At 58.7% G+C, this 23,372-nt stretch carries 21 protein-coding genes; 4 read left to right on the top strand and 17 right to left on the bottom strand.

The window, feature by feature from the left end:
- The first annotated feature begins 35 nt into the window (after positions 1 to 35).
- From MLD04_RS00340 to MLD04_RS00330, 3 genes are all read left to right on the top strand, one after another.
- Positions 36 to 533 carry a TRAP transporter small permease gene (locus tag MLD04_RS00340; protein ID WP_008939419.1) on the top strand — a complete coding sequence of 166 codons (498 nt, stop codon included), beginning with the start codon at positions 36 to 38 and terminating at the stop codon, positions 531 to 533.
- The gene (locus tag MLD04_RS00335; RefSeq protein WP_248153536.1) at positions 523 to 1,827 is read left to right on the top strand and encodes a TRAP transporter large permease; all 1,305 of its coding nucleotides are present in this window, start codon (positions 523 to 525) and stop codon (positions 1,825 to 1,827) included. Before MLD04_RS00340 ends, MLD04_RS00335 begins: the two co-directional genes overlap by 11 nt.
- Positions 1,828 to 1,908: 81 nt before the next feature.
- Positions 1,909 to 3,576 (top strand): methyl-accepting chemotaxis protein, encoded by a 1,668-nt coding sequence (locus MLD04_RS00330; RefSeq protein WP_248153534.1) that lies wholly within the window; start codon positions 1,909 to 1,911, stop codon positions 3,574 to 3,576.
- 11 nt (positions 3,577 to 3,587) lie between these two features.
- On the opposite strand, the gene MLD04_RS00325 is transcribed toward MLD04_RS00330, so the two are convergent.
- From MLD04_RS00325 to MLD04_RS00280, 10 genes are all read right to left on the bottom strand, one after another.
- Positions 3,588 to 7,004, bottom strand: a complete 3,417-nt coding sequence (locus MLD04_RS00325; protein ID WP_248153532.1) for an EAL domain-containing protein — start codon at positions 7,002 to 7,004, stop codon at positions 3,588 to 3,590.
- A gap of 228 nt (positions 7,005 to 7,232) precedes the next feature.
- Positions 7,233 to 9,374 carry a bifunctional DedA family/phosphatase PAP2 family protein gene (locus MLD04_RS00320; protein ID WP_248153530.1) on the bottom strand — a complete coding sequence of 714 codons (2,142 nt, stop codon included), beginning with the start codon at positions 9,372 to 9,374 and terminating at the stop codon, positions 7,233 to 7,235.
- 15 nt (positions 9,375 to 9,389) lie between these two features.
- Positions 9,390 to 10,622, bottom strand: coding sequence for an MFS transporter (locus tag MLD04_RS00315; protein WP_248153528.1), 1,233 nt, complete (start codon positions 10,620 to 10,622; stop codon positions 9,390 to 9,392).
- Between the two features lie 11 nt (positions 10,623 to 10,633).
- A complete protein-coding gene (locus MLD04_RS00310) occupies positions 10,634 to 11,176 on the bottom strand; it encodes a Chromate resistance protein ChrB (protein ID WP_248153526.1) in 543 nt (180 codons plus the stop codon).
- A gap of 207 nt (positions 11,177 to 11,383) precedes the next feature.
- Positions 11,384 to 12,304, bottom strand: coding sequence for an alpha/beta fold hydrolase (locus MLD04_RS00305; RefSeq protein WP_248153524.1), 921 nt, complete (start codon positions 12,302 to 12,304; stop codon positions 11,384 to 11,386).
- A 153-nt stretch (positions 12,305 to 12,457) separates the two neighbouring features.
- Complete coding sequence (locus MLD04_RS00300) at positions 12,458 to 13,207, bottom strand: ParA family protein (protein ID WP_248153522.1); 750 nt, start codon at positions 13,205 to 13,207, stop codon at positions 12,458 to 12,460.
- A gap of 86 nt (positions 13,208 to 13,293) precedes the next feature.
- A complete protein-coding gene (locus tag MLD04_RS00295; RefSeq protein ID WP_248153520.1) occupies positions 13,294 to 13,545 on the bottom strand; it encodes a hypothetical protein in 252 nt (83 codons plus the stop codon).
- Positions 13,546 to 13,698: 153 nt separating this feature from the next.
- A complete protein-coding gene (locus MLD04_RS00290; RefSeq protein WP_248153518.1) occupies positions 13,699 to 14,922 on the bottom strand; it encodes a multidrug effflux MFS transporter in 1,224 nt (407 codons plus the stop codon).
- A gap of 52 nt (positions 14,923 to 14,974) precedes the next feature.
- Entirely contained in the window at positions 14,975 to 15,364 is a 390-nt protein-coding gene (locus MLD04_RS00285; RefSeq protein WP_248153516.1) for a diacylglycerol kinase, read from the bottom strand.
- 46 nt (positions 15,365 to 15,410) lie between these two features.
- Positions 15,411 to 15,566 carry a hypothetical protein gene (locus MLD04_RS00280; RefSeq protein WP_008939431.1) on the bottom strand — a complete coding sequence of 52 codons (156 nt, stop codon included), beginning with the start codon at positions 15,564 to 15,566 and terminating at the stop codon, positions 15,411 to 15,413.
- A 76-nt stretch (positions 15,567 to 15,642) separates the two neighbouring features.
- Here MLD04_RS00280 and rhtB point away from each other — a divergent pair, with 76 nt between their 5' ends.
- A complete protein-coding gene (gene rhtB / locus MLD04_RS00275) occupies positions 15,643 to 16,266 on the top strand; it encodes a homoserine/homoserine lactone efflux protein (protein ID WP_248153514.1) in 624 nt (207 codons plus the stop codon).
- Here the strand turns inward: rhtB and MLD04_RS00270 are convergent.
- From MLD04_RS00270 to MLD04_RS00240, 7 genes are all read right to left on the bottom strand, one after another.
- Positions 16,263 to 16,703, bottom strand: a complete 441-nt coding sequence (locus MLD04_RS00270) for a DUF4124 domain-containing protein (protein ID WP_248153512.1) — start codon at positions 16,701 to 16,703, stop codon at positions 16,263 to 16,265. The two genes, rhtB and MLD04_RS00270, sit on opposite strands and share 4 nt — an antisense overlap.
- Positions 16,704 to 16,818: 115 nt before the next feature.
- The gene (gene glcF, locus MLD04_RS00265) at positions 16,819 to 18,027 is read right to left on the bottom strand and encodes a glycolate oxidase subunit GlcF (RefSeq protein WP_248153510.1); all 1,209 of its coding nucleotides are present in this window, start codon (positions 18,025 to 18,027) and stop codon (positions 16,819 to 16,821) included.
- A gap of 2 nt (positions 18,028 to 18,029) precedes the next feature.
- A complete protein-coding gene (glcE, locus tag MLD04_RS00260) occupies positions 18,030 to 19,097 on the bottom strand; it encodes a glycolate oxidase subunit GlcE (RefSeq protein WP_248153508.1) in 1,068 nt (355 codons plus the stop codon).
- Positions 19,090 to 20,562 carry an FAD-linked oxidase C-terminal domain-containing protein gene (locus tag MLD04_RS00255; protein ID WP_248153506.1) on the bottom strand — a complete coding sequence of 491 codons (1,473 nt, stop codon included), beginning with the start codon at positions 20,560 to 20,562 and terminating at the stop codon, positions 19,090 to 19,092. Before MLD04_RS00255 ends, glcE begins: the two co-directional genes overlap by 8 nt.
- Positions 20,563 to 20,653: 91 nt before the next feature.
- Entirely contained in the window at positions 20,654 to 21,079 is a 426-nt protein-coding gene (locus tag MLD04_RS00250; protein ID WP_248153504.1) for a GlcG/HbpS family heme-binding protein, read from the bottom strand.
- Positions 21,080 to 21,097: 18 nt separating this feature from the next.
- Positions 21,098 to 22,639, bottom strand: coding sequence for a TRAP transporter large permease (locus tag MLD04_RS00245; protein ID WP_248153502.1), 1,542 nt, complete (start codon positions 22,637 to 22,639; stop codon positions 21,098 to 21,100).
- Positions 22,636 to 23,346: a TRAP transporter small permease subunit gene (locus MLD04_RS00240; protein ID WP_248153498.1), complete on the bottom strand. Its 711-nt coding sequence runs from the start codon at positions 23,344 to 23,346 to the stop codon at positions 22,636 to 22,638. Before MLD04_RS00240 ends, MLD04_RS00245 begins: the two co-directional genes overlap by 4 nt.
- Positions 23,347 to 23,372 lie beyond the last annotated feature (26 nt).

The following is a 23,372-nucleotide window of genomic DNA, read 5'->3' as shown; positions in this document are numbered from 1 at the left end:
AGTCGGCGGGCGCGCCCTGATACAACGGAGTTGTGATGCCGTCGCGCCGCCCTCGTAAATTCCAGCCGGAATCCTGGCTGGCCACCCTGGCCCTTGCAGCCATCTGCGTGATCAGCCTGGGCAATGTCATTGTCCGCTATGCTACAGACGCCTCGTTTGCGTTCACCGAGGAATTCTCCGTATTTTGCCTGGTTCTTCTCACCTTTGGCGGGGCCGCCGCGGCGGCACGGCATAATCAGCACATCCGGATTGAGCTGATCGAACATCGTCTCCCACCAACTCTGTGCAAGTTGATCTATGTTCTGCAATGGGCAGCAGGAGTTACCGTGTTGGGGGTTATGGTCTGGTACGGAAGCACTTTTGCCTGGCAGGAATACCAGTGGGAGTCGCTGTCACCGGGCCTGGGTTTGCCCAACTGGATCTATGTTATCTGGCTACCGCTGCTATCGCTGGCGATTCTCATCCGCCTCACGCAGAATCTTGTTGATCGTCTGCGCGGCAAGTCCGGCCCGGAGGTCATCCATGAGTCCTGACTGGCTGATGATCGGCACGTTCCTGTTTGCACTGCTGATCGGCGTACCTGTGGCAATGGCTCTGGGCTTTGGCGGGCTGGCTGGCATTGTCGCTGGGCTCCCGCCGGCGATGCTCGGCACGTTTGGCACCAACACCTACAACAGTGTGGCGAAGTATCCGCTGATTGCCATTCCGCTGTTTATCCTCACAGGACTGATCTTTGAGCGAGCGGGTGTGGCTGCCAGCCTGGTCCGGTTTGCCCAGGCCATAATCGGCCCGCGCCATGGCGGGCTTACCGTCGTCGCGGTGCTGGTGTGCCTTATCATGGGAGGCATGAGTGGTTCCGGCCCTGCAGATGCGGCCGCTGTAGCGATGGTGATGCTGCCAAGCATGCAACGAGCCGGCTATCCCAAGCCGTTCTCTGCGTCCTTGATTGCGGCGTCCTCGTCAACCGCCATCCTGATTCCACCGTCTATCGCCCTTATTCTGTACTCCATCGTGGTCCCTGGTGTGGATCTTCGGGCGCTGTTCGCAGCCGGTCTGTTCCCGGGTATTCTGGCGGGTTTATCACTGCTGATTCCAGCGCTGTTTTTTGCCCGTAAATACCGCTGGGAAGATCCTGCGGTCGTCGACCGCCCATCCTTCTGGCCAAGCTTCCGGGAGGCGATTCCGGCACTTTTTGCGCCTGTGATCATTCTGGGCGGCCTGCGCTCCGGCCTTTTCACCCCCACCGAAGCGGCCGTCGTCGCCGTCGCGTATGGTTTGGTGGTGGGCTGTCTCGTTTACAGGAACCTGAGCCTGAGAGATCTCTGGCACCTGATGAACGAAGCGGCCCTCACCTCCGGCGTGGTGATGTTTATTATTGCTCTGGCGGGCATATTCGCCTGGGCCGGTACTACCCTTGGCACATTCGGGCATCTGGCGGATGCCCTATTGGCTTTGTCTGATAACGGCTGGGTGCTGCTCGGACTGGTAATGATCCTGGTATTGGTTGCCGGCATGCTACTGGATGCCATCTCGATCTACCTGATATTGATCCCCATTGTGCTTCCGATGATGAATCACTTCGGCTGGAACCCGATCTGGTTCGGTATTCTACTGGCAATGAACATCGCCATCGGACAATTCACTCCACCGGTGGCGGTGAACCTGATGGTAACTACCCGGGTGGCAAATATCCGCCTCGAGCACACCATCGGCTGGTCACTCGTATTCATTGCCGCCATGTTGGTCAGCTTGCTTCTGGTCATGCTGTTTCCCGGCATAGCCCTGTGGTTGCCGGAGTCTCTGGGCTACGTGGTAGGCGCACGCTGAATCCGGCAGAAAGATATAAGCTCAAGGGAACCCGATTTCCGCCGATAAACCTGAGATCAGATACCGGAAACTGAGGAACCCATGCCCATATCCATTCGCAACCGACTTTTTATTCTGGCGCTCCTGCCTGTCATCCTCCTGGCCGTCGCCATCTTCTTCACCGTGCGGATCCAGACCCAGCAACTGGTCGACAATGAAATGGCCACGGTTAAAACCAGCGTCACCCAGTTGAAACGGTCAGAGCTTAAAGACCTGATGGACATGGCCTACTCCTCCATCAAGCATATTTACGAGAACGGGGGGACCCTCGAAGAGGCCTTACCCATCCTCCGAAACCTGAAATTCGGTGACAGCGGCTATCTCTTCGGCTACACCGATTCGGGAAAGCGGGTGTTACTGGGCCAATCAGACAAGGGAATGGGTGAGAACTTCTGGGATCTTCAGGACAAGCGCGGCAACTATCTGGTTCGCGGCCTGATTGACGCGGCGAAGAACGGCGATGGCTTCTATACCTACTGGTTCCCCAAGCCGGGCGCATCCGAGCCATCGCCGAAAGAGTCTTATTCCATTTATCTGGATCGCTGGGGCATCATGCTCGGAGCCGGTTTCTATCTGGATGATGTCGCCACCGTTCTGAATGATGTATCAACGGCAGGCCAGGAAACCCTGGAGAGTAGTCAGACCACATTCACGCTGATCTCCATCGTAGCCGTGGTCATCGCAGGCATCATCGGCTTCATGATCAGCCTGACCATCAGCCGGCCGATTAAACGCATTTCCGATTCCGTGCGGGAGCTGTCCACTGGCGAAGCAGACCTGACCGCTCGGGTCACGGTCAACGACCGGTATGAACTGGGTCAACTGGCCGATCACATCAACACCTTCATCAACACCCTTGCCGACCTGATCCGGGACGTGAAGAAAAACTCCGAGCTCACCCACCAGAACGCCGAGACGATCACCCGGCACACCACGGATCTCTCAAGGTTGGTCAACGAACAGGATGCCGAAACCGATCAGGTTGCCACAGCGGTGACCGAGATGACCTCGGCCGCGAGCGAAATCTCTGCCAGTGCGGCCAGCGCCGCCAACTCGGCTTCCGAAGCGTCCGAAGAAACCACCCGCTCCAAGGAAATCATCTCCAACGCAGCGGCCGAGATGAACGCACTCAACAACGACATCGGTGCGTCGGCCTTCGAGGTAGAGGAGCTTGGAAAGGGCGTAGAGTCCATCAACGCCGTTATCCAGGTCATCAACGCCATAGCCGAGCAGACTAACCTTCTCGCGCTCAATGCGGCCATCGAAGCCGCCCGGGCGGGGGAACACGGTCGTGGCTTCTCCGTCGTAGCCGACGAAGTCCGAAACCTGGCTCAGAAAACCCAGAGCAGCACCGAGGAAATCGCCAACACGATTTCCGATCTGACCCAGAAGGCTACCGCCGCAGTCCAGTCCATTCGCACCTCCACCGAGCGCAGTGGCAAGGCACTCAGTGCCAACAGCGAAGCGGTTGAAGCTATCGAACGTGTCGTTCAGGCCATCGGCCAGATCAACCAGATGAATGAACAGGTCGCGTCCGCGTCCGAAGAGCAAACCAGTGTCTGCGAGGACATCACAGAGCGTCTGGTGACCATCTCCGACAAGTCCAAGGAAACCAGCGAAAAGGGACGTGAGAGCCACGTTTCCGCCGAGACCCTTCTGGCGAACTCGGAGGCTCTGGCGCAGCTGGTTGAGCGATTCCGAATCAGCTGAGGTTTAGCCTGTCAGAGGGGGCAGGCGCCCACCCGCGCTTCGGTCAACCAGCTGGTTAACTCGGGCAATGCCATCGGCCTTGCAAAGAAGTACCCCTGGAAGGCCGCACACCCATAGCCGGAGAGCGCACCGGCCTGGGCGCCGGTTTCAACCCCCTCTGCCACGACCTTCAGTCCCATTTCCCTGGCCAGGCCAATCACGCCCTTGCAGACCGCAGCATTCTTTTCACTGGTGGTGATCTGGCTGACAAAACTCCGGTCGATCTTGATCTTGTCGACGGGCAGATCCCGCAGGTAACTGAAGCTCGAGAAGCCGGTTCCAAAGTCGTCAATTGCCGTGGCTATCCCGATGTTGGCAAGGGCGTTCAGAGTCTGGATGGCACTCGCGGTGTCCTTCATGAGGATGCCTTCGGTCAGTTCCAGCTCAAGTAACCCGGCCTCAAGTCCGGTTTCTTCCAGAATATCCTGTACGGTATTCAGGAAATTGGGTCGATGAAACTGCATGGGGGACAGGTTGACCGCCATTCTCCCCTTGAGGAGGCCACGTTCAGCCAGGTAACGCGCATCGTTGCAGGCCTGAGCTGTCACCCATTTGCCGATCTGTATGATCTGCCCCGTCTCTTCCGCGACAGGAATGAAGTCGGCGGGGGAAACGTAACCTTTTGACGGGTGTTTCCAGCGAACCAGGGCCTCCAATCCGCAAACGGCGCCAGTCTGGTCAACCTGTGGTTGATAGTGCAAGGACAGCTGGTTTGTCTTCAGTGCCTCCTGGAGATCGTTCCGCAGTGTGACTCGCTTTGAAAGCGAGTCATCAAGATCCGGAGAATACACCTCGTAGGTATCGCGCCCCTGCTGCTTGGCCTTGTACATCGCCATGTCGGCCTGTTGCAGAAGCCGTTCGGCGTGATCCATGCTGTCTTCCAGCAGGCTGATACCGATGCTTGCGGAAATATGAAGCTCATGGCGGCCAATTCTGTGAGGTTTGCTGAGTTCGCCGAGAATCCGCTCCGCAACGTCCTCTGCCTCGCTGGCATGTCCGAGGTTCGGCAGTATCAGGACAAATTCATCGCCACCGAATCGAACCAGGGTGTCGCTTGGCCGGAGAATGCCTTTCAACCTGACCGCCACGCTGATAAGCAGCCGGTCCCCGACCTTGTGGCCCAGGGTATCGTTAATGGGCTTGAACTCGTCCAGGTCAATGAACAACACCGCGAGCAGCTTTCCATAACGCCGTGCCAGTGAGAAATCGTGGTCGAGGCGATCCTCGAAAAGGGCGCGATTGCCCAGCCCCGTCAGCGCATCATGGGTTGCCTGGTAGGCCAGACGCCCCTCCTGCTCCTTACGCTCGGAGATATCTCGCATAATGGCGGTGTAGTGGGTTACGACCCGGCGGTCATCGCTTACCGGGGCGAGGGAAATCTGGTTCCAGAACGGCGTTCCATCCTTTCGATAGCTCTTCATGGTCAGGCTGAGCGGTTGACCGGCCGTCGTGGCGCGATCAATCAGATCAATATCCTGTCTGTCGGTCTCCGGCCCCGCCAGCAACTTGACGGTGGCACCGAGCAGTTCCGACTCGGTGTAACCGGTCATCTGACAGAAAGCCGGGTTCACAAAGACCACAGGCAGGTCACGGCTCCTGTGATCGACAACGATCACTCCGTTATCACTCGACTCCAGGCTTCGCTTCAATATGCGCTCACTTTCCTGTGCCTGCAGTCGTTCCGTTATATCCTTGCCGATGATGAAGACACCCGTGACGCGTCCGTCCACCAGAACCGGCAACATATCCGCCTCGTAATCCCGCGGTTCGGCCCCGTCCGGCGAGGCGAACCTCACCTCAAAGGACTGGGTTTGACCGGAAGCCGCGGCACGGAAGGCCGCCTCAAACCGGCGCTGGTCGCACTCGTTGATCCGGCCGGCATTCAGGACATCCAGAAAATGGGTTGTGCCCACGTCTTCTGGTCCCAGCTTGACGATGTTCTCCGCCATGGAGTTCAGGGACTGATAATAGCCCTGCTCATCCACCGCAAAAATCGCATCGGGCGACTGTGAGAAAAGTGACCGGAATTGCTGGCCGGCAACATTGAGCTCCCGGGTTTGTCGCTCATAGGCTCCGAGAACACTTCGCCCCATGATCAGCAGGTAGCTCATCACCAGACCAAACCCCAGTAACGCGATCGGGAACAGGCCCTGAAAGGACAGAAGCTCTGGCGGCCCGGCCTGTGCTACCAGGGTCAGGCTTCCACCATCCTCGAGAGGGATTCTGGCAGCCTCAAAAACCTCCGGCGCCGCGCGTCCACGGCGTTCACTCACATTCCGCGAAAACGAACCGGGCGGCATTAGCGTTACCTTGAACTGGGAGTCCCGGTCAGGAACCTCGTAGTCCAGCAATGTCTGAAGATCCAGAACCGCCAAAAAGGAGCCAGCACTGTCGGCATTGCCTCGAACAGCAAACAGTGCTCGCAGGGGAGCGGCTCTGTCGGGGAAAAACCAATCGCCATGACGACCCTCCCCCCCGGATTCAGTGAGCCACGACCGAACCGACGGCTTGCCGCCTTGTCGCGCCATCCAGCGAACATCCGGATCTGACTTCGATGCTTGCAGGACAATACCACCCTCCTTCGTCACTATCGCGACAGCGTTGAGAGCCGGCGTATCGTCGAGGTAGCGCTGGATCTCACCCTGGAACAGGTTCGATTGGTCCCTGTCGAATGCCGGCGTGAATCGATCCGCCAGGCGACGGATCAGCTGTTCATGGGCGTGGAGACCGTGTTTGAGAGTACTGGCATAGTGGGTCAGTGTTGCTTCCGCACCTTGGTGACGCTCCATGTGAACACCCCAGTTCGCCACCAGAAACAACAGGAAAGTTCCAACGACACCCAGAATTCCAACGACGATGCTCCGTCGCGCAAACGGGAGTTCCAGGGCAGCCTGACGACGGGACAATGCCAGTAGCGCCGCGCCGAAGCCGACACAGAGCACGCCGGCGGCATCAGAGAAGCCAACGACAAACGCCTGTAGGCCAATCTCTGAGTCCAGCTCCGGGTATCCCAACAACAGAGCGGCACCGGCAATCACCCCGGTACCGCCCGCCACAAAACCAGCCCACTGACCGGCTTTACCTTGCAGACCAGAGATGGATATCAGTGCCAACGTCAACAAGGCCAGCGAAGCGAAAAGACCTTGCAGCTGCGAATCGGCGCCCAAACCATCAATCGCAATAGTCCCTTCCCCAAAACAACGGAGAACGCCATAAGCGCCGATCACCGCGAGCACCATGCCAGCCGTTATTCGCCATCGGGTCAGGTCATACGCCAGGGCAATCAGGGCAAATCCGGCGACAATCACCGCAGGGGCCCCCTCTGGCGTCACCGACAGGCGATCGGGGACGGCCAGGATCGGAAAAGCCTCCACTGCCAGACTGAGCAAGCCGATGCAAATGGAGCATATGCAAAGTATCAATAGGGATGCCTGGAGCCTGAAATCATTGGGCGTCTGTAACATGGGGAAAACCGGAATGAAGAGATAAAGAACAGGGGAACCGCACCTGAAAAGCTATAGGAGCATATTTCAGGGGTCAATTTCGCCGTAAAGCAGACATCACTTCAACAGGAGTTTTGTGAATAGACGTCAGGAAAATCGCGTTTTTGCAAAAGATTACTTTCCAGGCTTTATTTGCATATTCGCGCGACACGCTTTCAGCCTGACGACGCTGCGTTCGCCCTCATAGAGCGGGCCAGTCCGGCTAGCATTCTTGTCATCAGGAACCTCGAACGGCTCCGTACCGGCAACACCTCTGGTTTGGGCCAACTGCTTCAGCAGCTGGCCTCTTGAATGGTCGAACGCGGCATCCACCTCCGGCACCAGGTGCCAGCTGGGCAAATGCTCGTGCCCGGTGGAGGCAACCAATACGTCTGTCCCTCCGGCCGCTGTTAACGACGTGCGCCAGATCCGTAGAAAGGATCGATCAAACACCCGGTCAGGTCCATCCGGCCGGGACCACTGCTGGAGGGGAGTTCGATCGCTCCAGAACCACGGAGACAAGGGGGCGGCCGGATTGCCACGGCTGAGCAACACGTCCCGGTAGGCCTCAAACACCGTTTGCCAACGGGTCGTCTGCGCAGCATGCCAGCCAGCGGCCCTCAGGCAACTGTCCAGTGATGACGGGGTGGCGAGGAAAACCAGGTTGATCGGTGCCTTTCGGGTGCCGGTCACGGATAGCGCATAGCGCGCCTCCGGGTCTGAAAAAAGCTGTTGGGGGCCGGTGTATTGCTCAGGGCCTGAGGCCGGTGCACTTTCGTACGATAATAAGGGGGGCTGGGCATTCAGTCTGAGAAAGACGGTCATCCATACAGCTCCGAGGAGAACCACAGCCACTGTCGCAGCACTTCGGCTTGTCCTCGCCCGCAGAGGTTTCAGGCGAATGCCCTGCCAGCCACCGAACACCATCGCGCTGCCGATGAGGAGCCCCAGCCCTCCCAAAAGGTATCCGGCCAGCACATCACTCAGGTAATGAACGCCGAGATACAATCGACTGAAACCGATGGAGAGCGCCAGAAAAGCCGCCCCGAATAAGAGGTTGACCCGAGCACGCCATTTCCGGGTTGCATGCATGACAATAAAAAACAGAAACCCGTAGAAGGCCAGACTGATGGCGGCATGGCCACTGGGAAACGAATAGCCGCCGGGTTCCAGCAATGCCTGCGCAGGCCTTGGCCGGTGAAACGCGAGTTTGCTCAAAAAAACCAGGCCCTCTGCTGCGACCACCGAGACGATCATCGGCAGGACGAACCGGGTTCGTTGCAAACGAAATAGAACCGCGATACTGAGCAAGAGACCCGCAACCACGACCCGGGGATTCCCAAGGCTCGTGATTCCGTAGAAAAGGTGAGTGAGGGTGTCCGTCCGAAAGCTCGCAATCAGGCTATCAATGCGTGCATCCGCCGCCACAATCGCCTCCCTGGTCAGGAGGTCCTCAACCAGCCCCCCGAACAGCAGAAGCACATACAGTATTGCCAGGCCGACCAGCGTCATTGGCAACCCTGTCAGGCGGGTCTTGTCTCCTCGCCTCTTGAGAAACCCGATGAAGCCGGGATGACGCTGCCCCCAGGCGGCCAAGTCGGGATTCTTCCGAATGGCTTCAACGATCGACCGGATCACCGAGAGGGTGAGCTGCGCCGCGCCCGGACCATACCGAATCGCAAGCCACCTCAACAGGTAGAGCAGGACAACCAGGGTAACGCACAGGAAAAGCAGGAGCCCCAACCGGGACAGCCAGGCGTGGGCCAGTGACAGGGATTGAGAGAAGACGTAGCCAGGAAGGATCCATTGAACGGCCCATCCAACGGCACCCAACAGGTTCCAGACAAAGAACGGCAAGCGCTCCATTTTCGCCATGCCGGCAATAAACGGCATCAACTCTTTGACGGAGGGGACAAAACGCCCGAGCAGAACACTCTTGCCACCGTGGCGATCAAAAAAGCCCTCGGCCCTGGACAGATAGTCCGGTTTGAGAAACCAGCGCTTCTGGCTCAGCCATCGGTAACCGTATTTCCGGCCCAGGTAATAGTTGATGTTGTCGCCAAGCACGGCGCCCGCCGCAGCGAAAATCAGCAGGTCACCCAGGTCCAGCACGCCCTGCCCGGCCAGAATGCCCATCAGAAGCAAAAAGCTGGACCCGGGTATCAGCAGACCAACCACCAGCGCGGTCTCGGCAAACGCGGCAAACAATGCAATCCAGTAACCCAGGACTCCGGTATCACGCACCAGCGCCAGAACTGTCTGAGTAAGGTGTTCCATGAGTTACCCTGCCAATCAATCGCAATCGCCACGTTCTCTCAAACGACGGCGCTGAATAATCACCAAGGCCAGCGCGACAATGGCGAAAACCGCGCCCGCGAGAAAGGTATTGGCCGAGCCGGCCATGTCCCACAATGCTCCGGCAATGGTACTTGCCGCCAGCAGTGCCAGGCCGGTGACCAGGTTAAACATACCAAAGGCGGTGCCCCTCAGTTCGGCCGGCGCCGTCTCGGCAACCAGAGTCGCCAGTAGTCCCTGGGTAAACCCCATATGCAGGCCCCACAAAGCAACTCCCAGTCCGACTCCCACCAGGCCGGATGACCGGGCCAGCACCAGATCCGCAACCACTAACAGAATGAGACCGATGGCGAGAAGGGTCGGCCGATCGGTCCGGTCCGCCAGCACGCCAACAGGATAGGCGGAGAGCGAATAGGTAAAACTCATGATGACCAGCACCAACGGAATGAACATGACCGCCAGCCCCGAATCCTGGGCTTTCAGTACCAGGAAGGCCTCACTGAACCGGGCAAGTGTGAATACGGTTGCGATGACAACGATCCACCAGTAGTTCGGCCCCAGATACCTCAGTTCTGAACGCCGTAAGGGCATTCTCACCTTTCGTTGCGTGAAGGAATGGGCAGGCTCTTTCACCGCCACCAACAACACCATCACGGCGAAAAACGCCGGAATCGAGGCAATCCAGAACACGGTTTTATACTGGTCTGCGGTCAGCCACATCAGACCGATCGCCAGAAGCGGACCCAGAAACGCTCCCACGGTATCCAGCGATTGCCGCAGTCCGAAGCTCGCACCTCGCATTTCCGGTGGCGACAGGTCTGCAATCAGGGCGTCCCTGGGAGCGCCGCGAATCCCCTTTCCTATCCGGTCGACAAACCGTGCCACAAAGACCAGACCAACCGAGTTGGCCAATGGAAACAACGGCTTGACCAGCGCTGCGAGACCATAGCCAGTAACGGCCAGCACTTTTCGCTGCCCTAGCCAGTCACTCAGCGCGCCCGAGAAAACCTTGGTCACCGATGCGGTCGCCTCGGCCACTCCCTCAAGGACACCTACGGCCAGGGCAGAAGCGCCAAGCGCGGTCACCAGATAGACCGGAAGAAGCGCATGAATCATCTCGGATGAAATGTCCATAAACAGGCTGACCAGTCCGAGCGCCCAGATGCCCTTGGGAATCTGCCGGGACATACTGGTGTGGGTAGCGCTGGGTGACGGTGACTCTTGGGACATATTCCAGGCTCTCAGGGATTGGGATTCTGCTCTTCAAACACCCGTTGGGCGTACCCGTCCAGCAAGGCTTCACATTTATCAAGCCAGGCGCTGGCCTCGGAAGACAGGGGCGCGTCATAGAAGTCGAGCGCGCGAACTTTCTCCAGCCACCGCTGGAGTTTCTGGAGTTCCGCCTCTTCTTCTTCCAGCTCGGCATAGGTGAATTTGTTCTTCGAGAACTCTTTGGCGATTTCCGCTTCGAAGGCCTCGCACTGGCCGATGAACTCGCGATATTGGTCGTTACGCTCGGCGGTGAAGCGTTCCAGCACTCTTTCCTGCTGCCCGGCATCCATGGCCATGGAGTCGAGGAGCAAAACTTCGCCCCCCATACCGATGATGTCGTTTTCAATCAGCTTGGCCTGGCGGATCAGGCGATCGGTTTTGGGCAGCATGCACACACCATTCTGCATGTAGACGGCGCCCAATCCTTTCAGCCTGCGCCAGAGCGCAACCCGCTTGGAAGAGGGTTCAGAGGGAATCTTGTAGATGAGCGTAAGCCACGAATCTCTTTTCATGGTTTCAACCTTAATGTAACGGCCGTTACATTAAAACATACCATTCTGTAATCGTGTTTAACGCAGGCGGAAGGAGCCCCTCCAACAGACGTAACGGAGGGGCGAAGCAGAAGCGTGATGGGGGGAGTATTAACGACCGGTCGACTGGACGAAACGGGCCACGGCCTTGCCCACCAGAATGCCAGTCCTCTCGCTTTTTCGGCTGGATTACTGGTTCGATGCTCTGGCGTGGCCGGTAATCAGATCGACAAGTCGCGGCAACGCCGCTTCCGGCAGATAGTGCCCCATGCCGACGATGGTCTCGTGGCGGGCTCCGGGAATAGCGGCAACGGTCGCCTTCCCGCCGCTGGGATGAACCATTCTGTCGGTGTCGCCATGGATAACGAGGGTGGGCGCTGTGACCTTGCCCAATTCCCGGGTTCGATCCCCGGATTTCAGTATCGCACCGATCTGACGCGCAACCCCCTGATGGGCCCTTGGACCTGCTCCACGTTCCCAGGCTTCCGCCGCGTAGGTCCTTTCCCGTCTTTCATCCAGCGGAAGCGCTTTGGTGCTGATATGCCGCATCATCGCCAGGTGGCGCTCGATAGCCTGGTCCCGGGTTTTGGCGGGCGGCCGGACCAGTCGCAGGAGCGTTGAGTTCGCGGGCTGCCCCACCCGGGGATGGCCGGTGGTCGAGAAGATGGAGGTCAGTGTGCGAGTCCGCTCGGGATACCGCGCGGCGATTGTCTGGGCGATCATTCCGCCCATGGACATACCTACCAGGTGTGCTCGATCTATCTCAAGGTGATCCAGCAGAGCCACCGCATCCCCTGCCATATCGCCGAGGTCGTAGGCATCCGGCGGCGGCCTTCGAAACAGTTGCTGCATCCTGCCTGGCGGCCGGGAAGGAATCTGAGAAGATTGGCCCACGTCGCGATTATCGAATCGGATAACGAAATAGCCCCGATTAACCAGCTCTTCCACAACTGCGATCGGCCAGGACGTCAGCTGCTGCCCCAGCCCGGCAATCAGCAACAGGGGCGTATTTTCGGAGTTCCCTTGCACCCGATAGCAGATTCGGTGGCCATTCCGGAACACGCAGAAACGATCGGCACCGCTACGCGATGGCGGAGCAACTGTATTCATATACCTATCTCCGTTTTATCTCAGAGTAGACCGACAACGATAAACGCTCGATCCGAGATCATAGACTCCAATCATCTCAGAGTCAGCGACGGCAGCAAGGTATTATCTACGCATATTTTCAACAAAAATAGTGCGAAGCAGAAAAAAGGCCGATTAGCCAACCGGTCCCTTGAGATCCTTCTCGATTTCAGCCCAAAGCTGACGAAAGGCGGCAGCGGCCGGAGTGGCCGGAGCCAGCACCTCCAGGGGAAGCCCTTCCTCTCCCATCCGCTCAACCACGCTGGCATAGGGAATCGACACGCACAGGGGCTCACCCAGGCGAGGATCCGGGGACTCAGTCAGGTCCTTGTGAAGTTTCTTTCGCCGGTCAACCAGAGAGAAGAAGGGACGAAGTTTTTTGCGCCCCAGCTTTTTGCTGCGGACGAACGCCTGCAACTGCTCCCAGCTGTTGAGAGATAGCCAGGTGGGCACGAGCGGCACATAAACCCTGTCCGAGAGTTCAAGCACCTGTTCGGTCAGCCGGGAGAGCGAGGGGGGACAATCCAGAACAACGAGGCTGGTCTCCTCGGAAAATGGCGCCAGCACGCTCTTGAGCGACTGCCCGCCTTCTTCGAGCTTGATATCAAAATTCCGGAAACTGGGATGGGAGGGAATGAAATCCAGGCCAGGATAGACGTTGTCACGGACGAACTCGGCAACCGGTGCTTTGCCGGCCAGCAACTTCGACAACTTCCGCCCCTTGACCGGCTCCGCTCCAGACAGATAGAAGCTCGCCGCGCCTTGCGGATCAAGGTCCCACAGCAACGTGGTGAGGCCCTGCTGACTGGCAAGGTACGCGACGTTCACGGCCGCGGCGGTCTTTCCCACACCGCCCTTGGGACTGTAAAACGCAATAATCCTCATGGATCTGAAAGCTCAAGTTAGTCAAGCAAACCCAGAAGAATAGCAGCCCCGGCGCGGTGGACCTGTGAAGGTTTTATGACAGCCAACTACTGTCGGCTGTACTCGTTAAAAACCTTCCAGTCGATGATGTTGCCGTCGGGATCAAAATGCACGAAGCCCGCATAATCCGTGGCGTCGTGCCAGGCTTTGACATAACCAATCACCTTGCCGTCGTCAGCCAGCACCTCGAAAGAGGCCTTGTCTTCAGAGGGTTGGGGATCAGACTGGTCATGAGACACCGGTTTGACGGTGACGGAAGGACAGCTCAAACGTGCGAGGGTAAGCAGGTGAGGATTCATAGAGTCGTACTCCGTAAGTTACGAACGGTAACAACCTGAAGCCCGGACACTATAACCCCTGAAAGAAATGTGAACACGGTCTCATATCAATTTTTAAAGACTGATTCGGCATGAAAGGAAACGCTCTGATAACGAGCAGACCGGCCGTCCGGTTCACGCCCGCTGGGGACGACCTCCGTCCTCATCCGGCAAAGCCGCAAGCGCCTTGCGAACCGAAGCCGGAGCGCCCAGTGCCAGTGCCAGCGCCAGGAACACGCACACCGCCATGGTCAGCACGATTGCAATCAGCGACTCGCCGAAAACCGCGGCGGATAAAGCACTGACCGCACCGGAGATCGAAAACTGGGCGGCGCCCAGTAAGGCCGCGGCCGTTCCTCCCAGCCGTGGGAAGAACTCCAGCGCATTGGCCAGATTGTTCGGCACGATGGCCCCCATGCAGCCCACGGTGGCGATGATACAGGCGGCAACCGCCCAGTACGGCAGGCCCGCCCAGGCGCAAATCACCAGACTGACAACCGCAATCGCCTGGATAATCACAAAGGTCCGAAGTATGGCGGCCGATTCGAAATACTGAAGCAGCTTCCGGTTCAGCAGATTCAGACAGGCCATGGCGGCGATATTTGCCGCAAACAACCCGGAAAACAGGCTCTTGGAGAGGCCGAACCATTCCTGGTAGACGAAAGAGGCATTGGTAATGAACACGAGCATGGCACTGAAACACAGAGCCTGAAGCCCGACGAACCGCATGGTGACCGGATGCTTCAGGACCAGCATGTAATTGGTCACCAGGGTGTGCACGGGCGTGCGCACGGGTGCCGGTGGTGTCAGGCGCCGAAACAATGCCACGTTGAGGACCAGAGCCAGGAACACAGCATACAGGGCCAGCACCCAGAAGATCGCTGGCCAGGCCGCCAGCTCCAGCATCAGTGACCCGATCGTGGGCGCCAGGGCGGGCGCGACGAACATGATCAGCCCGATCAACGCAAATAACCGGGCCGAGTCCGCACCACTGGACTGATCACGGACAATGGCCGGCACGGAGACCGCACAAAAGGCACCGCCAACCCCCTGGATCAGGCGCCACATCATCATGTGGGCCAGGCTGTCAGCCTGGGCAACCATCAATGCGCCAACTGCAAAAATAGCCAGCCCGCACAGAAGGATCACCCGTCTACCGTATCGATCAGACAGGGGGCCACCCACCAGCTGCGCCAGCCCGAGGGAGGCCACGTATGCGCTCAGGGTCAGGCCCACGTCCCCATGGCCGACACCGAGACTATCGGCAATATCCGGGAACGCCGGCAGGTAAGCATCGAGCGCGAGCGGCCCAAGGGCGACGGTCATTCCCAACAGGAGGGCAAGTTGCACGTGTGGCACAGACGTCTCCGAAGAGAAGAAAAGTTTGTAAGCTAGGTATTACGGCGGCCGGTCAGACCAGGATCACCAGCCAGGCCACGGAAATCATGACCAGCCCAACAAACTGGGCGGCACTGCCCATGTCCTTGGCCTTCTTTGATAGCGGGTGCAGGTCCAGCGATACCCGATCCACAACGTTCTCAATGGCGGTGTTCAGCAGTTCGATCGCCAGCGACAACAGCGGCACCAGCATGAGAATCGCGCGCTCCACCCGCGTCACATCCAGCCAGAGGGCGATGGGCTGGAGGACAACATTGATGTACACCAGTTGACGGAAAGCGGCCTCGTTCAGAAAGGCCGCTTTGAGACCCATCATTGAGTATCGGGTGGAATTGAGTATACGGGTAATGCCGGTGCCGCCTTTAAGCGAAGAGGCACTGCCGGGTTTCACAGAATCGGTCATGGATCGAGAGTTTATCGGGTGATGGAAGATTTTCGTAAAACCACGCTCACGCGGCCTTGCGAAAATCCTCCATCCGCACCGCCTTGTCCCGGCTACGCTTGTACCGGCTCTTGTCTTCGACAACCCGCATCTGGTACTTCGGTGTCCTGAGTTCGCGCTGAACAGCGCTGTGCTGCGTTGCTTTTGCCCGTTTTCTGGCCATAATCGTAACTCCATTGGTAGATTACTATCTAACAATGGGGATTATACCATCCCGGAACAACACAAGAGCGTACGGAATGACACTCACTCTCTGGCTGACCTTTCTACTCGCTTCGATACTGATCAGCGTGTCCCCCGGTGCAGGGGCCGTCAACACCATGAGCAACGGTCTCAGGTATGGCGTCCGGCGATCTTTGCCCGCCATCATGGGTCTGCAGCTCGGCTACGGCACCCAGATCCTGCTGGTCGGCGCCGGCCTGGGAGCTCTGGTGTCAACCTCCACCATCGCGCTCACCGTTATCAAATGGATCGGCGTCATCTACCTGATCTGGCTGGGCATCCAGAAGTGGCGGGAACCGCCTATGACCACGACCAAGGACGAACAGGCGCCCCTGAGCCACCGTAAACAGTTCTGGAACGCCGCTCTGGTCAATCTCACGAATCCGAAAGCCACGGTATTCCTGGTGGCCCTGTTTCCCCAGTTCCTGGTCGCCGACGCACCGCATGGGCCCCAACTGCTCACCATGGGTACAACCCTGATACTGGTGGACTGCCTGGTCATGGTCGGGTATGCCCTGCTGGCCAGTCAGCTTTTCCGCTTCATGACCACGCCCCGGCGACAGCAACAGATGAATCGGGTGTTCGGCGGCCTGTTCGTGACCGCCGCCATGGCATTGGCGAGTTTCAAGCGAACCGCCTAGCGCAGGATACATTCCCGGCTGTAGGCATTACTGATCTTGCGCCGTTGCTGCCGGAGGCTATTCCCCCGGTCATTTTTGTAGCCGGCCCGAAGACGGGACTGGATGCCGGCAAGCTTTTCCTGGTAACGGGCGCACTGCCGGGCCTGCTGTTCTTTCTTCTGTGCCGCAGCACCTGGTTTCCGCGGCCGATCCGAGGAAGACAACATATCCGAGACTTCCTGGTGAGTCTGCGTGACCCGCTTTGACTGGCCGAGGTTTTCCGACATTGGCACCGTCGAAGGCGCCCTCACGTTCAGGGTTTGATGGGGCAGTCGCGTCGGAGGTTCGTCGGAAAAATGCACCGATCCACGGGCGTCGATCCACCGATAGATTTCGCTGTGGGCGGGAAGGCTGATAAACAGACAGCAACAGGCAACGGCCAGAGTCCTTGGCATCATGATCCACATCCTGTGGTTTTGAAATGAAGCGGGCAGTATACCCGGTATAGAAGGGAAAGTGGGGGCGGAGGGTTTAACCCACCCGCCCCCGGATCTCCGGGGTCAGCCGGAAGAACTAATGATCGAGCAACTCGATCCAGTGCTGGACCGACACCGGAGATTTTGTCTCCAGATGCATCTGACAGCCGATATTGGCGGTAACGATGCGGTCGGGATTATCCACGGTCAGCGCCTTGATCTTGTTATCCAGGAGCTTCTGGCTGAGCTCCGGCTGCAAGACCGAGTAGGTGCCGGCAGAGCCACAGCACAGATGCTTGTCTTTGGTTTGCGCCAGATCCACGCCCGCCTTGGCCAGCACCTGTTCCACCACACCGGTCTGTTTCATGGCGTGTTGCAGGGTACAGGGGCAGTGGAAAGCCACTTTTCCGGGGCTCTGGTCAAGCTTGAGCTTTTCCAGGTCCTGTTTCAGCAGGAACGCGCCAAGATCGATGCACAGCTCGCTGACCTTCCGGGCCTTGGCGGCATAAACCGGATCGTCCTTGAGCAGGTGACCGTAGTCCTGCACCATGGCGCCGCAGCCCGACGCTGTCATGATGATGGCTTCGGCACCGGCCTCGATCGCCGGCCACCAGGCATCGATGTTCTGGCGCATCCGCTCCAGACCTTTCTCGTGTTCGGAGAGGTGATAGTTCACCGCCCCACAGCAGCCGGCATCCGGCGCCTCGACCATGGTGATGCCCAGTTTGTCCAGAACCCGCGCCGCTGCCGCATTGGTGTTCGGCGTTGCCGAAGGCTGGACACAGCCGGCCAGGGCAAGCACCACCCGATTGTGGCTGGCTGCCGGCCAGGGACTGGCGGTTTTCCGGGGCGGAACCTTGGTTTTCAGTGCTCCCGGCAGTACCGGACGGAACACCTGCCCAAGGCGCAGCAGCAAGCCGAACAGCTGCCGATTGGGGAGTACGCGGGCCAGGGCCCAGCGCATCCACTTGTCTTTCGGCTCGCGGGGCACTTCTTTCTCGACCAGGGCACGGCTGATGTCCACCAGGCGACCGTACTGGACACCCGAGGGACAGGTGGTCTCACAACTCCGGCAGGTCAGGCAGCGGTCCAGGTGGTCCCGGGTTTTCTCCGTGACTTCCTCTCCTTCCAGAAACATCTTCATCAGATAGATCCGGCCACGGGGCCCATCCCGTTCGTCATTCAGCTCCTGGTAGGTCGGGCAGGTCGCCGTGCAGAAACCGCAGTGCACACAGGCACGCAGAATGGATTCGGCTTCCTGACCTTCCGGAGTATTGGCAAATTGTTGAACCAGATTCGTTTGCATAATTACAACCAGCTATAAAGACGGCCCGGATTGAAAATGCCGTCGGGATCAAACGAGTTTTTCACACGGCGCTGGATGGCTTTCAGCGCCTCGGGCTGCGAGTGCATGACCTCACCGCTCCGGTCACCACCACGGAACAGGCTGACCTGGCCACCGGCGGCCTTTGCCAGCGGTTCCAGGTCACTCAGGGTCGCTTCACCGCGATACCAGCGCTGAGAGCCCGCCCAATCAATGAACCAGTTGCCTTCCATGTTCAGTGTTGCCGCGGTGGAATCCACCGAAAAGCGCCACAGCGGGACATCGTTTCCGGCGAAGAAATCATGCTGCAGGTCACGCACCTGCTGCCAGAAATCGTCGCCATTCTCCATGACGTCTCCAGACCATTTTTCCGCGGTCGCTTCGACGGCGGATCGGGCGCCAGAAAGGCGCAGATATACCTTGCCATCCAGCCAACACGCACCGGTGATCGGCTTGGGCTCACCTGCACGCCGGTTCATGTAGTCGATGACCTCGTCCATGGCCATATCCTGGATCAACGTCATGGTGGCTGCCGGCTTTGGCATCACCTTCAGGCTGACTTCCGTGATGACACCCAGCGTGCCCATGGCACCTGCCTGGAGCCGGGAGACGTCGTAGCCTGCCACGTTTTTCATGACCTGGCCGCCGAAACGAAGATGTTCACCCTTGCCGTTGAGAAGCCGGACACCCAGCACCTGGTCCCGGACGGAGCCGCTCCAGGGGCGTGCGGGGCCTGAAAGGTTGCAGGCCAGTGTGCCGCCAATGGTTGAGGCGGAGCCGAAACGGGGCGGCTCGAAGTGCAGGCACTGCCCTTCTTCGGCCAGCGCCGCTTCAATGTCCTTGATGGGCGTTCCGGCCCGAACGGTGAGCACCAGCTCCACCGGATGGTATTCAACGATGCCGGTGTGCTCGGCAACGCTGAGGGCACCGGCATCCGAATCGGCGGCGCGCCCCATGAAGGCCTTGGTACCGCCACCGACGATATTGAGTTTCTGCCCGTTGCTGCGGGCCTGGAGCACCTGCTCCTGTAACTGTTGGGTCATATCAGCCATGGGCGGCATCCGTTTGTTCATGCTTGTGTTGCTTGTGTTCGATGGAGCGGTATTCCTGACAAAACTTCAGGGTGGGAACCCCCTTGCCCGGGTTCAGGATACCGGTCGGATCGAATGCGGCTTTGACGTCGTGGAACTGCTGCAGTTCTTCGTCGTTGAACTGCACCGCCATCTGCCGGATCTTTTCAACCCCGACCCCATGCTCTCCGGTGATACAGCCACCCACTTCAACACACAGCTCGAGAATGCGGCTGCCGAAGGCCTCGGTGGTCTCGAACTCGCCCGGTACGTTCGCATCGAACAGGATCAGCGGGTGCAGGTTGCCATCGCCCGCGTGGAACACGTTGGCCACACGCAGCCCATACTCCTCGGACATCTTTTCCATCTCGAGCAGGACTCGGGCCAGGTGACGGCGGGGGATGGTGCCATCCATGCAGTAGTAGTCCGGCGAGATCCGGCCCACTGCCGGGAACGCGGACTTGCGCCCTTTCCACAACAGCGCCCGCTCCTCTTCACTCTGGGAGGTGCGGATAGAGGTCGCTCCGAGTTTGCGGAACAGTTCCTCCGCCTCGGCGATGTGCTCGTGGACCTCTTCTTCGGTACCGTCCACTTCACACAGCAACAGCGCCTTGGCCTCGCGCGGATAGCCCGCCTGTGCAAAGTCGTCGGCGGCGACAATCGCGTGGCCGTCCATCATCTCCAGACCACCGGGAATGATGCCATGGGAGATAATCCCACCGACGGCATCGCCGCCCTTTTCCACACTGTCGAACCCGGCCATGATCACCTGCGCCACTTCCGGCTTCGGCAGGAGTTTGACCTTCACTTCCGTCACCACACCGAGCAGCCCTTCGGACCCGGTCACCAGGGCCAGCAGGTCCATGCCGCAGCTATCCAGGCCATCGCTGCCTACGGTGATCAGCTCTCCCTCGGCCGTCACCATTTCGACACTCAGGAGATTGTGCACCGTCAGGCCGTATTTGAGGCAGTGTACGCCGCCGGAATTCTCCGCCACATTGCCACCGATAGTGCAGGCGATCTGGGACGAAGGATCCGGACCGTAATAAAGCCCGAACTGGGCCGTTTCCTCACTGATCGCCAGATTCCGGACGCCGGGCTGGAGCCGTGCCGTTCGACCCAGCGGGTCGATGTTGAGAATCCGGTTAAACTTGGCCAGCGAGAGCACCACCCCCTCTTTGTGCGGCATGGCGCCGGCACAGAGTCCGGTGCCGGCACCGCGGGCGACCACCGGGACATCGTTTTCATGGCAGATACGCATGACCCGCTGCACCTGCTCCACGGTCTCCGGCAGCACCACGAGCATCGGCATTTCCCGATACATCGCGAGGCCATCGCACTCATAGGGTTTGAGGGTTTCGTCATCGGTGATGACGTATTCCGGATCGATGAAAGACCGGAATTGCTCCGCCAGCTGCGCTTTGCTGGCTTTCGGCTTGGTAGTCATAACAATCTCTGATTCTGGATATCGTCGGTCCCGCGCCCGCGGGACTAACCGGGGCGGGCCCGAAGGCCCGCCTGTTCAGTTCAGACAGCGCTTACTGACGTTTGGTTTCGAAATAATCGAGTCCCGCCTGCGCGCAGTCCATATCCTGCTGCGGGGTGCCGGAGCTGATACCGATGCCTCCGACCACCTCGCCATCGACGATCACCGGCAAGCCACCACCCACGGAACTGATGCGCCCGCCCACTTCGGTATGGATACCGAAAGCCAGGCTGCCGGGCGTATTCACCTTGTTGTACTCGTGGGTCGCCTTCTTGGCCGCCGCAGCGGTGAACGCCTTGTCCTGGGCGATGGTCACGCTGGTGATCTTGCCACCGTCCATACGCTCGAATGCGATCAGGTTACCAGACTCGTCAACCACCGCGATGCACATCGGCACCCCGATTTCACGAGCCTTTTGCGCGGCTCCCTCAATGAGGATTCTGGCTTCGGCCAGATCAAGCCGGTTAATCGTCAACATACTCTGTTACCCCTCTTTTTAGTGGCCATATACGAGATTCGGCAACCAGGTCACCACACCCGGAATCAGGATGCAGATGAAGAGGCCGAACGCCTGGATCGCCAGGAACACCAGGGAAGACTTGAAGATGGTTCCCATGGTGATTTCCGGCGGGCATACACCGCGAATGTAGAACAGTGCGTAACCGAACGGCGGACTCAGGAAAGACATCTGCATGTTTACCAGGTAAAGCACACCAAACCACAGCACCACGTCCTCACCGGCCACCGCCGGGAATCCGAACAGCCCCGGGAATTCCAGCGCCTGGACGATGGGAATGAAGATGGGCACAGCCAGCAGGAGAATGCCGACCCAGTCCAGGAACATACCCAGAACCACCAGAAGCACCATCAACAGGAACAGAATGCCGTAAGCATGCATGCCCGTTCCCAGAATGGACTCGGTGATGAAGTCCTGACCACCCTGAAGAATGTAGAACCCGACGAACACGGACGCACCGAACATGATCCAGAGCACCATCGCGGATGCCTTGGCGGTGGTTACCGACGCATCGCGCAGGGTAGCAATGGTAAACACCTTGTGCTTCATGGCCACCAGGATCGCCCCGAAGGAACCGATACCGGCCGCTTCCACCGGCGTAGCAATACCACCGAACAGCAGGCCCAATACCAGGAACACCAGAATGAGTGGCGCAATCAGGTCTTTCAGCAGTAACAGCTTGTCCTTCAGCCCAATACGATCCTCTTCGGGAATCGGCGGCCCCAGTTCCGGGTTAAGCTTGGCACGGAGCCAGACGTAAGACACATACAGGCCCGAGAGGATCAGGCCGGGAATCACCGAACCAAGGTACAGCTCACCCACGGATTGCTGCGCCACAACCGCGTACAGGATGGCAAGGATCGACGGCGGAATCAGGATGCCCAGCGTACCGCCAGCCATGATCGAACCCAGGGCAATCTTGTGGTCGTACCCGCGCTTGAGCATCGCCGGCAGTGCGATGATGCCCATGGTAACCACCGCCGCACCGATAACACCGACCATGGCGGCCAGAATGGTGGAGGCCACGATGGTCGCAATGGCCAGGCCACCGCCAACGCCGCCCATCCATTTGTAGACCACATTGAACATCTCTTCGATCAGCCCTGCCCGTTCGAGCATGGAGGCCATGAAGATGAACAGCGGTATGGCCGCCAGATCCGAGTTGGTCATCATCGGGAAGATCCGGCTGGGGATGATGTTCAACATCAGTGAATCCCCCACCAGATAGATAAAGGCGACGCCCAGGCCGCCGGTTACGAAGGCCAGCGGCAAGCCCATCATCAGCGCCACCAGCAGCGACCCGAACATCAGGTAGGTCAGCGTCCCGATTTTGACGTCTGACAGACTACCGGCCAGCTTGAACAGGAATTTGTCGTCACTGAACGGATCGTAGAAAAGGATATTGACGATCTCGACAAACATCACGAAGGCCAGGGCCACCGTGGCGATGATCATCAACCAGGTGCCCAGCTTGCCCCGCAGGTTGCCGGCACCGGCATTGTTTACAGTCGTGGAACTCATGCTTGCTGCTCCCGGCCAAGCTTGACGAACAGGGCAATGTCCTTAATCAGTTTGGACAGGCCCGCCAGGGTGATCAGGATGGCGCCCAACAGCATCATGGCTTTCACCGGCCAGTACTGTATCTGCCAGGTTTCAACGGTCCGCTCGTCCATCGAGTAGGAATTCTGGAAGAACGTCCAGGATGTGATCGCCAGTCCGAGGGAGAACATGAAGAAAAACATCGACGTGAAGATGTCCATTCCGATTCGACCACGGACGGGCAGCAGGTTATAGATTACATCCACACGCACATGGGCCCCGTGCAGCAGGGCAAACGCACCCGCCAGCAGGTATTGCATACCGAACAGCAGGAAGCTCGCTTCGTGCACCCAGATGGTCGGCATGTTGAACAGATAGCGCATGACCACTTCGAAGAAGTAGAAAACCACGGCGTTCACTGTCCAGAAGGAAATGAAGATGCCGGATTTGTCACTGATCCAGTCGATCACGCGGGTGAACCGGTTTTCATAGTCCGACTCGATTGTTTTCGACATCTCAGCTTCGATTTCCTGAAGCTTTTCATTGGCCAGCGCGTTCTTGTCGATGGCCTGGGTGCCCCGCTTACTGGACCAGCGATCCCAGGCCATCATGATCAAGGGCATTACAGCCAGCCAGCCCCAATAGAACCAGTGGGGCAGCACGAAGCCGAAACCACTTAACTCAGACATAGTGTTACCACCTCAGTCACAACGCG

Origin of the sequence: Marinobacter koreensis, assembly GCF_023156285.1 — a bacterium.
Taxonomy (GTDB): Bacteria; Pseudomonadota; Gammaproteobacteria; order Pseudomonadales; family Oleiphilaceae; genus Marinobacter; species Marinobacter koreensis.
Note: the sequence above shows the minus strand (reverse complement) of the source record. Positions and strands in the feature narration are given on the sequence as shown.

Coding starts and splice junctions, on each gene's coding strand:
- MLD04_RS00340 (WP_008939419.1), top strand. CDS start 36: ATGCCGTCGCGCCGCCCTCGTAAATTCCAGCCGGAATCCTGGCTGGCC.
- MLD04_RS00335 (WP_248153536.1), top strand. CDS start 523: ATGAGTCCTGACTGGCTGATGATCGGCACGTTCCTGTTTGCACTGCTG.
- MLD04_RS00330 (WP_248153534.1), top strand. CDS start 1,909: ATGCCCATATCCATTCGCAACCGACTTTTTATTCTGGCGCTCCTGCCT.
- MLD04_RS00320 (WP_248153530.1), bottom strand. CDS start 9,374: ATGGAACACCTTACTCAGACAGTTCTGGCGCTGGTGCGTGATACCGGA.
- MLD04_RS00315 (WP_248153528.1), bottom strand. CDS start 10,622: ATGTCCCAAGAGTCACCGTCACCCAGCGCTACCCACACCAGTATGTCC.
- MLD04_RS00310 (WP_248153526.1), bottom strand. CDS start 11,176: ATGAAAAGAGATTCGTGGCTTACGCTCATCTACAAGATTCCCTCTGAA.
- MLD04_RS00305 (WP_248153524.1), bottom strand. CDS start 12,304: ATGAATACAGTTGCTCCGCCATCGCGTAGCGGTGCCGATCGTTTCTGC.
- MLD04_RS00300 (WP_248153522.1), bottom strand. CDS start 13,207: ATGAGGATTATTGCGTTTTACAGTCCCAAGGGCGGTGTGGGAAAGACC.
- MLD04_RS00295 (WP_248153520.1), bottom strand. CDS start 13,545: ATGAATCCTCACCTGCTTACCCTCGCACGTTTGAGCTGTCCTTCCGTC.
- MLD04_RS00285 (WP_248153516.1), bottom strand. CDS start 15,364: ATGACCGATTCTGTGAAACCCGGCAGTGCCTCTTCGCTTAAAGGCGGC.
- MLD04_RS00280 (WP_008939431.1), bottom strand. CDS start 15,566: ATGGCCAGAAAACGGGCAAAAGCAACGCAGCACAGCGCTGTTCAGCGC.
- rhtB (WP_248153514.1), top strand. CDS start 15,643: ATGACACTCACTCTCTGGCTGACCTTTCTACTCGCTTCGATACTGATC.
- MLD04_RS00270 (WP_248153512.1), bottom strand. CDS start 16,703: ATGATGCCAAGGACTCTGGCCGTTGCCTGTTGCTGTCTGTTTATCAGC.
- glcF (WP_248153510.1), bottom strand. CDS start 18,027: ATGCAAACGAATCTGGTTCAACAATTTGCCAATACTCCGGAAGGTCAG.
- glcE (WP_248153508.1), bottom strand. CDS start 19,097: ATGGCTGATATGACCCAACAGTTACAGGAGCAGGTGCTCCAGGCCCGC.
- MLD04_RS00255 (WP_248153506.1), bottom strand. CDS start 20,562: ATGACTACCAAGCCGAAAGCCAGCAAAGCGCAGCTGGCGGAGCAATTC.
- MLD04_RS00250 (WP_248153504.1), bottom strand. CDS start 21,079: ATGTTGACGATTAACCGGCTTGATCTGGCCGAAGCCAGAATCCTCATT.
- MLD04_RS00245 (WP_248153502.1), bottom strand. CDS start 22,639: ATGAGTTCCACGACTGTAAACAATGCCGGTGCCGGCAACCTGCGGGGC.
- MLD04_RS00240 (WP_248153498.1), bottom strand. CDS start 23,346: ATGTCTGAGTTAAGTGGTTTCGGCTTCGTGCTGCCCCACTGGTTCTAT.